The sequence below is a fragment of the Kitasatospora sp. NPDC022785 genome (genome assembly GCF_055561295.1).
On sequence record NZ_JBVHHB010000001.1, the window covers coordinates 567,235 to 579,937 of the forward strand.

The 12,703-nt window shown below is 74.3% G+C and carries 10 protein-coding genes; 5 read left to right on the plus strand and 5 right to left on the minus strand.

Annotated elements, in window-relative coordinates; all coding sequences use genetic code 11:
• Positions 1-50 precede the first annotated feature (50 nt).
• Complete coding sequence (locus ACZ3YO_RS02470) at positions 51-1,259, minus strand: cytochrome P450 (RefSeq protein WP_465563756.1); 1,209 nt, start codon at positions 1,257-1,259, stop codon at positions 51-53.
• Positions 1,260-1,522: 263 nt separating this feature from the next.
• Positions 1,523-2,539, minus strand: coding sequence for an ArsR/SmtB family transcription factor (locus ACZ3YO_RS02475; RefSeq protein ID WP_465563759.1), 1,017 nt, complete (start codon positions 2,537-2,539; stop codon positions 1,523-1,525).
• 377 nt (positions 2,540-2,916) lie between these two features.
• Here ACZ3YO_RS02475 and ACZ3YO_RS02480 point away from each other — a divergent pair, with 377 nt between their 5' ends.
• The 4 genes from ACZ3YO_RS02480 to ACZ3YO_RS02495 all read left to right on the plus strand — a co-directional run bounded on the left by ACZ3YO_RS02480 (position 2,917) and on the right by ACZ3YO_RS02495 (position 8,584).
• Positions 2,917-5,712, plus strand: a complete 2,796-nt coding sequence (locus ACZ3YO_RS02480) for a penicillin acylase family protein (protein ID WP_465563762.1) — start codon at positions 2,917-2,919, stop codon at positions 5,710-5,712.
• Between the two features lie 84 nt (positions 5,713-5,796).
• Positions 5,797-6,348, plus strand: coding sequence for a VanZ family protein (locus ACZ3YO_RS02485; RefSeq protein ID WP_465563765.1), 552 nt, complete (start codon positions 5,797-5,799; stop codon positions 6,346-6,348).
• 186 nt (positions 6,349-6,534) lie between these two features.
• Complete coding sequence (locus ACZ3YO_RS02490) at positions 6,535-7,692, plus strand: hypothetical protein (RefSeq protein ID WP_465563768.1); 1,158 nt, start codon at positions 6,535-6,537, stop codon at positions 7,690-7,692.
• A 244-nt stretch (positions 7,693-7,936) separates the two neighbouring features.
• On the plus strand, positions 7,937-8,584 hold the full coding sequence (locus tag ACZ3YO_RS02495) for an SCO2400 family protein (protein ID WP_465563771.1): 648 nt from the start codon (positions 7,937-7,939) through the stop codon (positions 8,582-8,584).
• A 46-nt stretch (positions 8,585-8,630) separates the two neighbouring features.
• Here the strand turns inward: ACZ3YO_RS02495 and ACZ3YO_RS02500 are convergent, their stop codons facing one another.
• Both ACZ3YO_RS02500 and ACZ3YO_RS02505 read right to left on the minus strand, forming a co-directional pair.
• Positions 8,631-9,368, minus strand: coding sequence for an MBL fold metallo-hydrolase (locus ACZ3YO_RS02500; RefSeq protein ID WP_465563774.1), 738 nt, complete (start codon positions 9,366-9,368; stop codon positions 8,631-8,633).
• A 39-nt stretch (positions 9,369-9,407) separates the two neighbouring features.
• Entirely contained in the window at positions 9,408-10,298 is an 891-nt protein-coding gene (locus ACZ3YO_RS02505) for a phosphatidylinositol-specific phospholipase C (protein WP_465563777.1), read from the minus strand.
• A gap of 191 nt (positions 10,299-10,489) precedes the next feature.
• Between ACZ3YO_RS02505 and ACZ3YO_RS02510 the strand changes: the two genes are divergently transcribed.
• On the plus strand, positions 10,490-11,134 hold the full coding sequence (locus ACZ3YO_RS02510; protein ID WP_465563780.1) for a hypothetical protein: 645 nt from the start codon (positions 10,490-10,492) through the stop codon (positions 11,132-11,134).
• A 72-nt stretch (positions 11,135-11,206) separates the two neighbouring features.
• On the opposite strand, the gene ACZ3YO_RS02515 is transcribed toward ACZ3YO_RS02510, so the two are convergent.
• The gene (locus ACZ3YO_RS02515) at positions 11,207-12,688 is read right to left on the minus strand and encodes an SDR family oxidoreductase (protein ID WP_465563782.1); all 1,482 of its coding nucleotides are present in this window, start codon (positions 12,686-12,688) and stop codon (positions 11,207-11,209) included.
• Positions 12,689-12,703 lie beyond the last annotated feature (15 nt).

Sequence of the window (12,703 nt, forward strand, 5' to 3'; positions counted from 1 at the left end):
AGTGGCCTACGGGTGCGGTGGACGGGCGCCGGGACGGTGCGGCGGGGACGTCACCAGGCGACCGGCAGGGTACGCGGGTAGCGCCAGATCGAGCCGGTCTGCCAGTCCAGCTCGGCGGCCGGCACGGCCAGCCGCAGCCCGGGGAAACGGCGCAGCAGCGTGCCGATCGCCACCTGGAGCTCCATCCGGGCCAGGTGGGCGCCGGCGCAGTGGTGGGTGCCGTAGCCGAAGGTCATGTGGTTGGCCGCGCCGCGGTCGAGGTCCAGCTCGTCGGGGCGCTCGAATACCGCCGGGTCGCGGTTGGCGGCCAGGTAGGAGACGTGGACGGCCTCGCCCGCCCTGATCAGCACGCCTCCGAGCTCGACGTCCTCGGTGGCGACCCGGGCGATGCCGACGCCCTGGCGGAACGGGATGAAGCGCAGCAGCTCCTCCAGGGCGCTCGGCAGCGTCTCCGGCCGGGCGCGCAGCTTGGCGAGCTGCTCGGGGCGGGTGAGCAGGGTGTAGGTGATGTTGCTGAGCTGGTAGGTGCTGGTGTCGTGGCCGGTGACCAGCAGGACCATGGCCATCACGGCGAGCTCCTGGTCGTCCAGCAGCTCCTCCTCGTCCCGTGCGGTGGCGAGCGCGCTGATCAAGTCCTCGCCGGGGTCGCGGCGGCGGGCGGCGGTCAGCTCGGAGAAGTAGGCGCGCAGGGCGGCCTTGGCGCGCACCTGGCCGTCACCGCTGCCGGGGCCCATCGCCATCATCGCGACGGCGTTCTCGCGCAGCTCGGCGCGGTCCTGCTCGGGGATGTCGAGCATCTCGCAGATGGTGGTGAGCGGGAGCCGGCCGGAGAGGTGGTGGACGAGGTCGGCGGGGGAGCCGTGCTCCTCCATCCCGTCCAGGAGGCCGTCGACGATCCGTTGTGTCTTCGGGCGCATCCGCTCGACCTGGCGGTTGGTGAAGCCCTTGGCGACGAGCCGGCGCAGCCGGTTGTGGGCGGGCGGGTCCATCAGGTTGATCGCCTCGACCTGGGCGATCGGGGCGGGCGTCATGCGGGGGAGGTCCCGGCCGATGCCGGCCGCGCGGCTGAACCGGCGGTCGGTCGTGACGACGCGGACGTCCTCGTACCGGGTGGCCAGCCAGGCCTCGCCCTCGCCGTGCGGCAGCCGGATTCTGGCGATCCGCTCCTCGGTGAGCAGCAGTTGCTTGAGGAGGGGGTCGAACTCCAGGCCTTCGGTGTGGTTGAAGGGGCAGTCCCACACGGGGGCGGAGGTAGTCACGGGCTGATCCAAGTGGCCGGAGTCGGTACCGCCCGGACGTTGGTTCGTTCGGGCGCGGACGTGCTGATGTTCCCCCATCGGGCGGCGGAAATCCGGATACGGCGGATTGTTCGCTCGATCGAGCGAGATAGCTGATTGTCATGCGATATGGGCGAGTTGGGGCCGGTGTCCCCTCCCGGGAGGGCGGGCGCGGGACGCCCGTGCGCGGGAGGGCGGCCACGGGAGGGCGCGCGGGAGGGCGGGCCGGAAGTGTCAGGCAAGCCCTAAGCCGGAGCCTCCCGCCCCGGGGTACGGGCGGTGGTGGTGCGGTTGAGCAGGTCGGTGCCGAGCGGCGTGAGGGTGTGCAGGACGGCGCCGCCGCGGCGCTGGGTGGTGATGAGGTTGGCGTTGCGCAGCACGGTCGCGTGCTGGCTGGCGGAGGCGGCCGAGACGTTGAGCCGGTGGGCCAGTTCGGTGGTGGTGCAGCTCGCCGCGACCGCGTCCAGGGCGGCGGCCCTGGTCCGGCCGAGCAGGGCGGTGAGCGAGTGGCGCCCGGAGCCGTTCTCCTCCTCGCTCCACAGCGTGGCGGCGGTGAGGACGTCGCGGACGGTCGGGATGGCGAGGGTGAGCGGTGCCTGTGGCTCGTCGCCGTCGGTGAGCAGGACGGGAGGGTCGGGGAGGAAGACCATCGGGGCCAGGACCAGCCCCCGGCCTTCGAGCCGGACCTCGTTGTCCCGGGGGTAGTCGACCTCCAGGACCGGTGCCCGCCAGCGGATCCGCTGCGGGTGGGCGGTGGCCAGCAGCTGTTCGACGCCGCCGTCCAGCAGGGTGCGCGCGTAGTCGGCCCGGACGGCGTCCAGGTGGGTGCGCAGCCGGCTCCACTGCGGTCCGACGGTGAGGTCGTGGCAGGCCGTCAGCGAGTCCGCCAGCAGACGCCGGGCGGACAGGTCGCCCTGCTGGAGGGCGGCGTGCCAGCGCGGGTCGGTGCGGGCGGTGGCGACGTCGGCGACCTCCAGCCGGAACGTCCGGTCGGGGGTGCCGAGCAGCCGGTCGATGCCGCCCTCGACCGTGGTGTCCCGCTTGGTGAGCGTGCCGAGGTCCAGATGGGGGCTGAGGGAGGCCAGCGGGCGGAGTTCTGCGCCGATCCTCCGGGAGAACCGTCGGCGCCAGGGCCGGAACTGCGGGCAGCCGCCGGGGCCGGTGAGCTGGTGGAGGCCGAGGAAGGCCTCGGTGAGGGGGCCGAGCGTCGGCGCGACCCGGACCCGGGCGAGATCGTCGGCGGTGAAGTGGATGCGGAGCAACGGCCCTCCCCAGCAGTTGCGTCGAGTCTCCCGCAGGGCGCGCACCGCGTCCAGCAGGGGCTTTCGGCGAGCGCCGAAACCCTTGGCGGGGAGCCCGGTCGGGCGGTCAGGATGGGTCCGACGCCGGTGCCCGGTACGGGGGTCCGGGCACCGGCCCGGTCGGGGCGCAGGGCCGTGGAGGGCGCTGGCCCGTCGGGGCGCCGGGCCGTGGAGGGTGCCGGCCCGGTCGGGGCGCCGGGTCGTGGAGGATGCCGGGCGCGACCCCGTGAGGCCGTCAACGCGCCTGCGGCGGACCGGATATGGCATGCACGCCACTAGGCAACCGGCCGGTAACCGCCCTACCGTCGAAATCCCGCAGCTCTGACGGAGGAGCAGGTATGCACCGACGCCCCCACGCGCTCAGGCTCCTGGCCGCCGGCCTCTCGGCGGCCCTCCTCATCACCCCCGCCCTCACGGCCACCCCCGCCCCGGCCGCGCCCGTCGTGGCGGCCGCACCCGGCGACTACTGCGGCGGCCGCTGTCTCGACATCCTGCCGCCCGGCGAGAACGGCAACGCCACCCTCGCCGAGATCGTCCTCAACCGAATGTTCGGCAGCCGCCCCGCCCACACCGACGACCAGTTGGGCCCGTACGCCGACCTCGCGGCCGGCTACCAGGGCCTCACCGAGACGCAGTTGCGCTCCTTCTTCAACGACGCCTCCTTCGGCGTCCCCGCCGACCAGGTCGCGAGCACCAGCAAGCCGCGCTCCGACGTCACCATCGTCCGGGACAAGGCCGCCGGCATCCCGCACATCACCGGCACCACCCGCCAGGGAACCGAGTTCGGCGCGGGGTACGCCGCCGCACAGGACCGGCTCTGGGTGATGGACCTCTTCCGGCACGTCGGGCGGGGCGGGCTCTCCGGCTTCGCCGGCGGCGCCGCCGCCAACCGCCAACTGGAACAGAGCTTCTGGCAGGCCGCGCCCTACACCGAGGACGAACTCCAGCGCCAGATCGAAGCCCTGGCAGGCCGGGGCGGGCGGGCACAGCAGGCCCTCGACGACGCCAAGGCCTACCTCGACGGGATCAACCAGTACATCGGCGAGGCCTACGGCGGCCGGTACTTCCCCGGCGAGTACGACCTGACCGGCCACATCGACCCGATCACCAACCAGGGCTCGATCGAGTCCTTCAAACTGACCGACCTGGTCGCCCTGGCCTCCGTCGTCGGCGCGCTGTTCGGCTCCGGCGGCGGTGGTGAACTCGCCTCCGCCCAGGTGAAGTCGGCCGCCGAGGCCCGCTACGGCAAGGACGCCGGCGACGCGGTCTGGCGGTCCCTGCGCGAGGCCGACGACGCGGAGGCCGTCCAGACCCTGCACGAGGGGCAGAGCTTCCCGTACGCCCGGGTGCCGGACAGTCCACAGGGCGCCGCACTGCCGGATCCGGGCTCGGTGGTGCCCGAGCGGATGGTCTACGACGCCACCGGGTCGGCCGGACAGCGCACCACCGCTGCGCCGGGCGTGCTCCCGGGCGGCCTGCTCAGCGCCAGGCACGGCATGTCCAACGCGCTGCTGGTCTCGGGCGGCCGCACCGACGACGGGCACCCCGTCGCCGTCTTCGGCCCGCAGACCGGCTACTTCGCCCCGCAGCTGCTGATGCTGGAGGAGCTCCAGGGCCCCGGGATCAGCGCCCGCGGCGCCGCCTTCGCCGGCCTCAGCTTCTACGTCCAGCTCGGCCGGGGCCAGGACTACGCCTGGAGCGCCACCTCGGCGGGCCAGGACATCACCGACACCTACGCCGTCCCGCTCTGCACCACGGACGGCTCCCCGGCCACCACGGCCGCCGACTCCTACCTCTGGCACGGCCAGTGCGTGCCGTTCGACCGGCTGGAGCGGAAGAACGCGTGGAGCCCGACGACCGGCGACTCCACCCCGGCCGGCTCGTACACGCTGGTGATGTACCGCTCGAACTACGGCCTGGTCACCGCGCGCGGTACCGTCGGCGGAGCCCCGGTCGCCTTCACCTCGCTGCGCTCCACCTACCGGCACGAGGCCGACTCCATCATCGGCTTCCAGGAGCTGAACGACCCCGGCGCCGTGCACGACGCGGCGAGCTTCCAGAAGGCCGCGCAGGACATCAACTACACCTTCAACTGGTTCTACGCCGACTCCCGGGACATCGCGTACTACAACTCCGGCAGCAACCCCGTCCGCGCGCCCGGCGTCGACGCGGGCCTGCCCGTCCGCGCCGAACCGGCCTACGAGTGGGCCGACTTCCAGCCGGCCGGCAACACCGCCCGGTACACCCCGCCGGCCGAGCACCCGCAGGCGGTCAACCAGGACTACTACATCTCCTGGAACAACAAGCAGGCCACCTCGTACACCGCGGCCGGCTTCGGCAACGGCTCGGTGCACCGCGGCAACCTGCTCGACGACCGGGTGAAGGCCCTGCTGAAGAACGGCGGCAAGGCGAGCCGGGTCTCGCTCACCCAGGCCATGGAGAGCGCCGCCCTGGCCGACCTGCGGGCCGAGGACGTGCTGCCCGAGCTACTGCGGGTGATCCGCAGCGCCCCGGTGACCGACCCGGCCACGGCCACGGCGGTGCAGCAGCTGGAGGCCTGGCTCGCGCACGGCGCGCAGCGCCGGGAGACCTCGGCCGGCAGCCACGCCTACACCGACGCCACGGCGATCCGGACCATGGACGCCTGGTGGCCGCTGGTGGCGGAGGGCACGATGCGGCCCGGCCTGGGCGACCAGCTCTTCGCCGCGCTCACCGGCGCGCTGCAGGTCAACGAGTCGCCGTCCGGCGGGCAGACCGGCCCCGGCGGATCGGGATCCAGCGCCAACGAGTCCATCCCGCACCGGGGTTCGGCCTTCCAGTACGGCTGGTGGAGCTACCTGGACAAGGACCTGCGGACGGTGCTCGGGGAGCCGGTGGCGAGCCCGCTGGCCCGGCCGTTCTGCGGCGGGGGAGACCTGTCGGCCTGCCGCACCGTCCTGCTGGACACCCTGAAGCGGGCGGCCGCGCAGACCCCGGCCCAGGTCTACCCGGGCGACGGGGACTGCCCGGCCGGCGACCAGTGGTGTGCCGACAGCATCATCCAGCGACCGCTGGGCGGGGTGACCGACCCCAAGGCCACCTGGCAGAACCGCCCGACGTACCAGCAGGTGGTGCAGTTCTCCGCGCACCGCTGAGCGCGTGCCACGGCCGCCCGGTTCCCCGTCCTCTTTCATGGCGGACGGAGAACCGGGCGGGCGTTCGACGGCGTCCGTTCTGGCGTGATCAAAGCTGTCCTCGGCACGATGCCGATGTTCTGGCCCGGGCTGCTCTGCTCGCTGGTGCCGGCCGCGCTGCTCAACCGGCCGGTGGGGCGGCTGCTGCGGGCGCACTGGGCGGTGGCGTTCGTGCTGCTGCTCGCACTGGGCGGGCTGGTGACGCTCTCGCTGCTCCCCGACACACAGGGCCCGTTCTGGGAGTACTCCCGCTTCGCCGTCCGGCACTGCACCCTCGACGGCGTACGGCTGCGCCCGCCCGGCGAGTGGCTCTCGTCCCGCCAGGCCGACCTGGACATCATGGTGTTCCTGCCGATCGGATTCGCGGCCGCCCTCGCCGGGACGAAGCCCCGGGTGGTGGCCGTCCTGGTGGGCGCGGCGGCGCTGCCGTTCGCGGTCGAGTCCGTCCAGTACGCGGTGCCCGCGCTCGGGCGGGCCTGCGACCTGCAGGACGTCTGCGACAACCTGCTCGGCCTCGCCCTCGGCGCGGCGTTCGGCCTGCTCGCCGGTCCGTTGGCCCGCGCGGGCGCCCGTTCGCTGCGGGAGGGCCGGGCCTGACGCACCGACCCGCTGCACCGACCCGCTGACTCGACGCACTGACTCGACGCACTGACTCGACGCACCGACCCGCTGCACTGCTTCGGGTGGCACCACGACGGGAAACGCAGATCTGCCAGGGGAGAGGGGGTGGGGACGTTGGGCACGTTCGGTCAGGCCTTCCGCGTTCCCGAACTACGGAAGAGGATGCTGTTCACGCTCGGCGCGGTGGTCGTCTACCGGATGGCCCAGAGCCTGCCGCTGCCGGGCGCCTCCCCGGGGAGAACCGTCGGGAACGCGCACTTCCGCGGGCTGCTCGATCTGGTCGGCGGCGGCGGTCTGTCGCCGGTCTCGGTGCTCCCGCTGGGCGTACTGCCGATCTTCGTGGCACGGATCGTCGCCCCGGCCCTGACACTGCTGGTGCCCCGCCTCGCCGCGCTTCGTCCGGAGGACGCGGGCGGGCGCCGGGGCCTGATCCGGCTCTCGCACCGGGTGGCCGTCGTGCTGGGCGCCGTCCAGGGCGTGGCGGTGGCCCTGTGGGCGGGCGGCGAGCGGGCGGCGCCCGTGGTGGTCGCGATGGCGGCCTGCGTGACGGCGGGGACGGCACTGCTCGTCCGGTTCACCGGGGCGATGACCCGGTGGGGCGTGGGGGAGGGCGTCTCGGTCCTCCTGTTCGCCCAGGTGGTGGCCGTCTTCCCGGGCCAGCTGTGGGCGGTGCGGGAGCGCGAGGGGGTGGCGGCCTTCGCGGTGGTGGCGGGCATGGTGCTGCTGTCGCTCGTGGTGGTGCTTGCGGTGGTCGTCACGGCGCGGAAGGCGGAGCGGCACATCCCCGTGCAGTACGCGAAACGCATGATCGGCCGACGGTCGCACGGCGCGAGCCGCGCGTACATCCCGGTCCTGCTCAGCCATGCGGGGTTCAAGCCCGTGGCGACGGCGGGCCTGCTGTTGGCGCTGCCGTTCCTGCCGCAGCTGCGGCAGAGCGGTCCGGGGTACCTGGCGGCGCTGTTCACGGTGGCGGTCGCCGGTGCGGCGGTGGTCGCGAGGAATGCGCTGAACACCCCGGAGATCACCGACAGGCTGGTACGCGAGGGCGGCTTCGTCCCCGGTGTCCGCCCGGGCGCCCAGACGGCGGACTACCTGGGGTACGTGCGCTCGCGGGTCGGGATCTGGGAGGTGCTGACGGCGGGTGTGGTGGCACTGGTTCCGGCGGTCGCGCTCGCGGGGGTCGGGGCGGCGGACGCGTACGCGTTCAGCGGCGTGAGCGTGCTGGTCATCGCCGGAGTTGCGCTGGGGACCGTGGGCTCGGTGGGCGGGCAGCTGTACGAGGAGCTGTCGTTGCGCCGCTTCGAGCCGTACCTGAGGTAGGCGGCGCGCCCGTGGGCCCGCCGCGGGCCGGACGTGTCCGTGGAGCCACACAAGGACGTGCCGGCTGCGGCGTGGTCCACCGCGGGCACGGCGAGGGCGACGCAACCTTCGCAAAAGCATCACAGCCGCGTCTGGAACCCTCACAGTCGGGCTGCCTAGGCTCCGCATGCGCACGACGACGTGCGTGGAGCCGGCCGACGATGGCCGGTGTGTGCCGGCCGCCCCGGCAGCACGGGAAGATCACATGGACTACTGCGCACCCTGCCGCCGCCACCTGAACGGCGCCCTGGCCTGCCCCGGTTGCGGGGCCCCCGCGGAGAACCGGGAGACGCCACCGGAGGCCGCCGTACCCGGCCCCCTCCCCGCCGGGGCGTCGCCCCCGCAGGGCGGCCGTGCCACCGGGCCGGCCGCCTCCCGGCGCGGTGCCCGCCGGTCCGGGAGGCGGCCCGGCGTCCTGGTGCTCTCGGTCGTCGGCCTGGCCGTCGCGGGCCTCGGCGCGGCGGCGCTGGCCGCCAGCGGCACGGAGGGTGCCCCGCCCTCGCCCGGCGCGGGCGGGCCGGACACGGCGCAGTCGCAGAGCGCCTCCGCCCCGGCCACCGCCACCCCCACCGCCGCGCCGAGCGTGACCAAGGCTCCGGCCGCGCCGATCGCCCAGCGCACCGGCCCGAGCCCCACCGCATCTGCCTCCGCCTCCGCCAGGAGCAGCGCTTCGGCGGCGCCGACGGCCACCCGTGCCCCCGACCCGGTCCAGCCGGCCCCGCCGGTCCCACCGGCGCCGAGCACCGCCCCGTCCACCACCCCGCAGCCCTCGGCGACCGCCCCGCGCCCCTCGGCCACCACCACCCCGAAGCCGACGCCCAGCTGCACGCCGTTCCTGTTCTGGTGCACGTAGCGAGCCGACCGGCCGGCTGGCCGTCCGCGTCGCCGTCCGCGTCCGCCTAGAGCCTGACCACCAGCCCCTCGTCGGCCGCGAGGACCTCACCGGCGAAGGTGCTCCGGGCCTCGGCGACCGAGCGGTCGCGGTCGCTGCCCGGCCAGAAGTGCGTGAGCAGCAGGCGTTCGGCCCGCGCGCGGGCCGCCCAGGCGCCGGCCGTCGCGGCGCTCATCAGGTGGGGGTCGTCGCCCTCGGGTGCGGTGCCCTGCAGCGTGGCCCCGGCGATGAACAGGTCGGCGCCGGCCGCCAGCCGGGCGAGGGCCTCGCCCGCACCGGCGTCGCCGCTGTAGGCGAGGGTCAGGCCGGGGGCGGCCAGGCGGACGCCGGCGTGCGGGACATGGTGCGGCAGCAGGGCGGCGTCGAGGCCGAACGGGCCCACCCGGTGGCTCCCCGGGAGGTCGTGCACGTCGAAGACCTCGCGGAGGTCCTCGGTCGGCTCCATCGCCTGGACCCGCCGGACGACCCCCGGCGGGCAGTACAGCGGCAGGCGGGGCCAGCGCGGCTGGGCGAAGTAACGGGCGCGGCAGAGGGCGCTGAGGTCGGCGCAGTGGTCGGGGTGTTCGTGGGTGACGACCACCGCGCCGACGTCCCCGGCGGGGGCGTGCTCCAGCAGTCGGGGGAGCGTCGCGTAGCCGAGGTCCAGCACGAGGCGGAACCCGTCGTACTCCAGCAGGAAGCCGCTGGCACCTCGCCCGGCCTCCGGCCAGGCCCCGCACGTTCCCAGCACCGTCAGTCTGCGCATCAGGCGATGCTCTCATGCGGCCGGGCGGGGCCTGCCGGGTCAGGCGCCGAAGTTCAACGCGTACAGCGAGCGCACCAGTTCGGCGGTGACGAAGTCCATCGGGACGGTGCCCAGCACCGGCCGGGCGGAACGGTCGAGGCCGCCGAGGTAGCCGCGCAGTCTGGGGTTGATCGCGTCGGCGGCCTGGCGCGGCCAGAGGCCCCAGCCGGAGCTGGAGGTGAAGGTGAGGAAGAGCCGATGCGGGTCGGTGGCGGCCCGGGCGGCGTCGAGGTGGGTGGAGACCTCGGGCCACTTGCGGGAGTTGAGGTCGAAGATGGTGCCGATGTCGTAGTCGTCCTCGATGTCGGTGCGCGGGCCGCCCCATCGCAGGCCGGGCAGGCCGGAGTTGTCGGCGATCAGGACGACCCGGCCGCGGACCTCGCCCAGGCGCGGGATCCGGTCCTCGGCCCAGAACAGGCCCGGCCACCGCCGCTGGTAGTCGGCGAAGAGGGCGCCGAACTCGGCGTCGGAGACGGTGGAGTACTCCTGCTTGACCCGCATCACCAGGGTCTCGCCGGGGTGCGCGGCGAGGAAGGCCTGGCACTGGTTGAGTATGTCGCCGAAGAAGCTCTGCTGGAAGACCGGGCCGTGGTGGATCGCGAACACGCCGTCGATGAACCGGCAGCGGATGTCGAGGAAGCGGATGCCTGCCGCGAACTGGTCCGGTGCCGAAAGTGTTTGAGTCTGCGTCAGGGCGCCGCCGTAGAGCGAGCAGGTGTCATGGGTGCCGGGGAGGGTGAGCCGCGCGAGGGAGGCCTGCGGGTCGACGGCGCCCAGCCAGTCCGCCCCGCCCGGGACGGTGGCCGCGGAGGCCCGCGGCATGCCCGCCCCCAGCCCGGCGGAGGCGAGGGCGCCCAGCAGGGCGGTGCGGCCGAAGGTGCGCCTGCTCATCGGTGTACGGGTGCTCAAGGACATGGCGTGGTACCCCCGTTGGGTGTGTGGGGACGGGACGGGAGAGTGAGTGGCATGCTCATTGTCGGGATGCCGGCCCGCTTTGCCCAGGGGTGCGGACGGTGGAACCGGCACCCCGCGGGCACTCGTCCGGATGAATGCCGAGGCCGGGGCCGACCGAGGAGAGTGCGATGGACCGCAGAACGGTGGGCAGGATCCGGGTCGGAGCGGGTGTGCTCGGACTGACGGGGACCGCGGTCTGCCTGGCTGTCGGCGTCTGGCCGACCGCCGACGGCGCCAGCCCGCTCTCCCGGGACGGGTGGATCCTCTGCGGGATCTTCTTCACCGTCTCGGTGCTCGGTCATCCGAAGACGCGGTGGAGCGGCCCCGGCTGGCTCTACGGGACGGCCTACCTCGCACTGCTCGGCGTCGTGATCTGCGTCGGCAGCGTCCACGCGGGTCTGCGCCGGAGCGGCATCCAGGACCGCACCACCCGGCCGGTGACGGCCACCCTGAGCACGTGCGACCGGATCCACCGGAGCGGGGACGGCCCTGACACCGGCTCCTTCAGCTGCCTCTACAGCTGGACCCTCGACGGCCGGCCGTACCAGGAGACCCGGAGCACCATCGAGCCGCACCGGGACGGCGACCACGTCCGCCTCTGGGTCGACCCGGAGAACGGTCAGACGGACGAGCACGACGCGAAGCGGCCGGTCATGATGTTCGTCCTGGCCGCCGTCGCAGGCCTCGCCGTCCTCGGCTACCTCTACCTGGTCGCCCGCACCCTGCTCAGGTTGCGCCGCCGCCGGAGGCGACCGGTCCGGCGCCGCGGTTGAGCGTCCCGCCCCCGGCGGTGCACGCTGCGCACCGCGGCAACGGCCCGAGGATCCCGGCGACGTGGGCGGAGGTCACCACGCGGCCTCGCGGTAGTCCTTGAGGAAGACGCCCGACACCGGTGCGCCGGCCTCGCCGCGGACGATCGGGTCATAGACGCGGGCGGCGCCGTCGACGATGTCGAGCGGGGTGCGGAAGCCTTCGGCGGCGATCCGGGCCTTCTTGGGGGCCGGGTTCTCGTCGGTGATCCAGCCGGTGTCGACGGCGCACATGTGGACGCCCTGGGCGGCGAGTTCCTCGGCGCTGGTGCGGGTGAGCATGTTGAGGGCGGCCTTGGCCATGTTGGTGTGCGGGTGCCCGGCGGTCTTGTTGCGGACGGCGAACCGGCCCTCCACCGCGCTGACGTTGACGATGTAGCGGCGCGGGTACGGGGAGGCGAGCAGCAACGGGAGCAGGCGGTCGCAGAGCAGCGCGGGGGCGAGGGCGTTGACCAGCTGGGTCTCCAGCACCTCCCCCGGGTCGAGGCTGCCGAGCCGGGCGGACCAGGAGTTGGCGGGCGCGAGGTCGGGCAGCAGGCCGGCCTCGTCGGCCAGCTCGGGCAGCACGTCGGCCGTCAACGCCGAGGGGCCGACGTCGAGTTCGGCTGCGGGCCAGGCCGGGGAGAGCGCCGGCATCGGCCGGAAGCCGGGCGCGTGCGTCACCGCGGTGACGGAGCCGGCGGGCAGCGCGGCCCGCTCACCGGCGGCCAGCAGCGCGTAGGACTCGGGCGGGCGGCGCAGGGTCTGGGCGGCGTTGTTCACCAGGATGTCCAACGGGCGGCCGTCGGCGAGCAGTTGTCCGGCGAGGCCGAGTACCTGGCGGGGGTCGCGCAGGTCGATGCCGACGACGGTGAGGCGGCTCCACCAGTCGGCGGAGCCCGGCGCGGCGCGGAACCGGCGGACGGTGTCGTGCGGGAAGCGGCTGGTGACGATCAGCTCGGCGCCGTCGCGCAGCATCATCAGGGCGAGCTCGAAACCGATCTTCACCCGGCCGCCGGTGAGCAGCGCGCGGCGGCCGCGCAGGTCGGTGGCGAGGGCGCGGCGGGCGGTGTTGTCGGCGGCGCAGGCGGGGCAGAGCAGGTGGTAGAAGGCGTCCACCCGGCGGTAGCGCTGCTTGCAGACGTAGCACCGTCGGCCGAGCCGGAGTTCGCCGAGCGGGGCCGTGGCCGCGGCCCCGGCCAGCGGCGCGTCCTCGCGCCGGTCGCGGGCCCCGGTGGCGGTGGCGGCGAGCAGGTCGGCGTCGGCCCGGCGGGCCTCGTCCTTGACGCTCTGGCGGCGGCGCTTGCGGCTCTCGCGGACGAAGGATTCGAGCTGCCGCTCGGCGTGCAGCCGGATCCGGTTGCCGGCGGGGAGGGCACGCAGGCGTCCGAGGGTGCGGCTGAAGGCGGCCAGTTCTTCCGTGGTGACCTCGTCGGCCGTCGTGTACTCGTCGGTGGCCCGGCGCCCGTCGGCTGCGGTGGCCTCGTCGGCCGTGGCGCACTCGTCGACTGTGGTGTGCCCGTCGCTTCGGACCGCCATGTCCGTCCCCCTCGT

What these genes read in the sequence shown, in the direction of transcription:
- ACZ3YO_RS02515 (WP_465563782.1), bottom strand. Translation starts at nt 12,688, where the DNA reads ATGGCGGTCCGAAGCGACGGGCACACCACAGTCGACGAGTGCGCCACG.
- ACZ3YO_RS02510 (WP_465563780.1), top strand. Translation starts at nt 10,490, where the DNA reads ATGGACCGCAGAACGGTGGGCAGGATCCGGGTCGGAGCGGGTGTGCTC.
- ACZ3YO_RS02505 (WP_465563777.1), bottom strand. Translation starts at nt 10,298, where the DNA reads ATGAGCAGGCGCACCTTCGGCCGCACCGCCCTGCTGGGCGCCCTCGCC.
- ACZ3YO_RS02490 (WP_465563768.1), top strand. Translation starts at nt 6,535, where the DNA reads ATGCTGTTCACGCTCGGCGCGGTGGTCGTCTACCGGATGGCCCAGAGC.
- ACZ3YO_RS02495 (WP_465563771.1), top strand. Translation starts at nt 7,937, where the DNA reads ATGGACTACTGCGCACCCTGCCGCCGCCACCTGAACGGCGCCCTGGCC.
- ACZ3YO_RS02500 (WP_465563774.1), bottom strand. Translation starts at nt 9,368, where the DNA reads ATGCGCAGACTGACGGTGCTGGGAACGTGCGGGGCCTGGCCGGAGGCC.
- ACZ3YO_RS02480 (WP_465563762.1), top strand. Translation starts at nt 2,917, where the DNA reads ATGCACCGACGCCCCCACGCGCTCAGGCTCCTGGCCGCCGGCCTCTCG.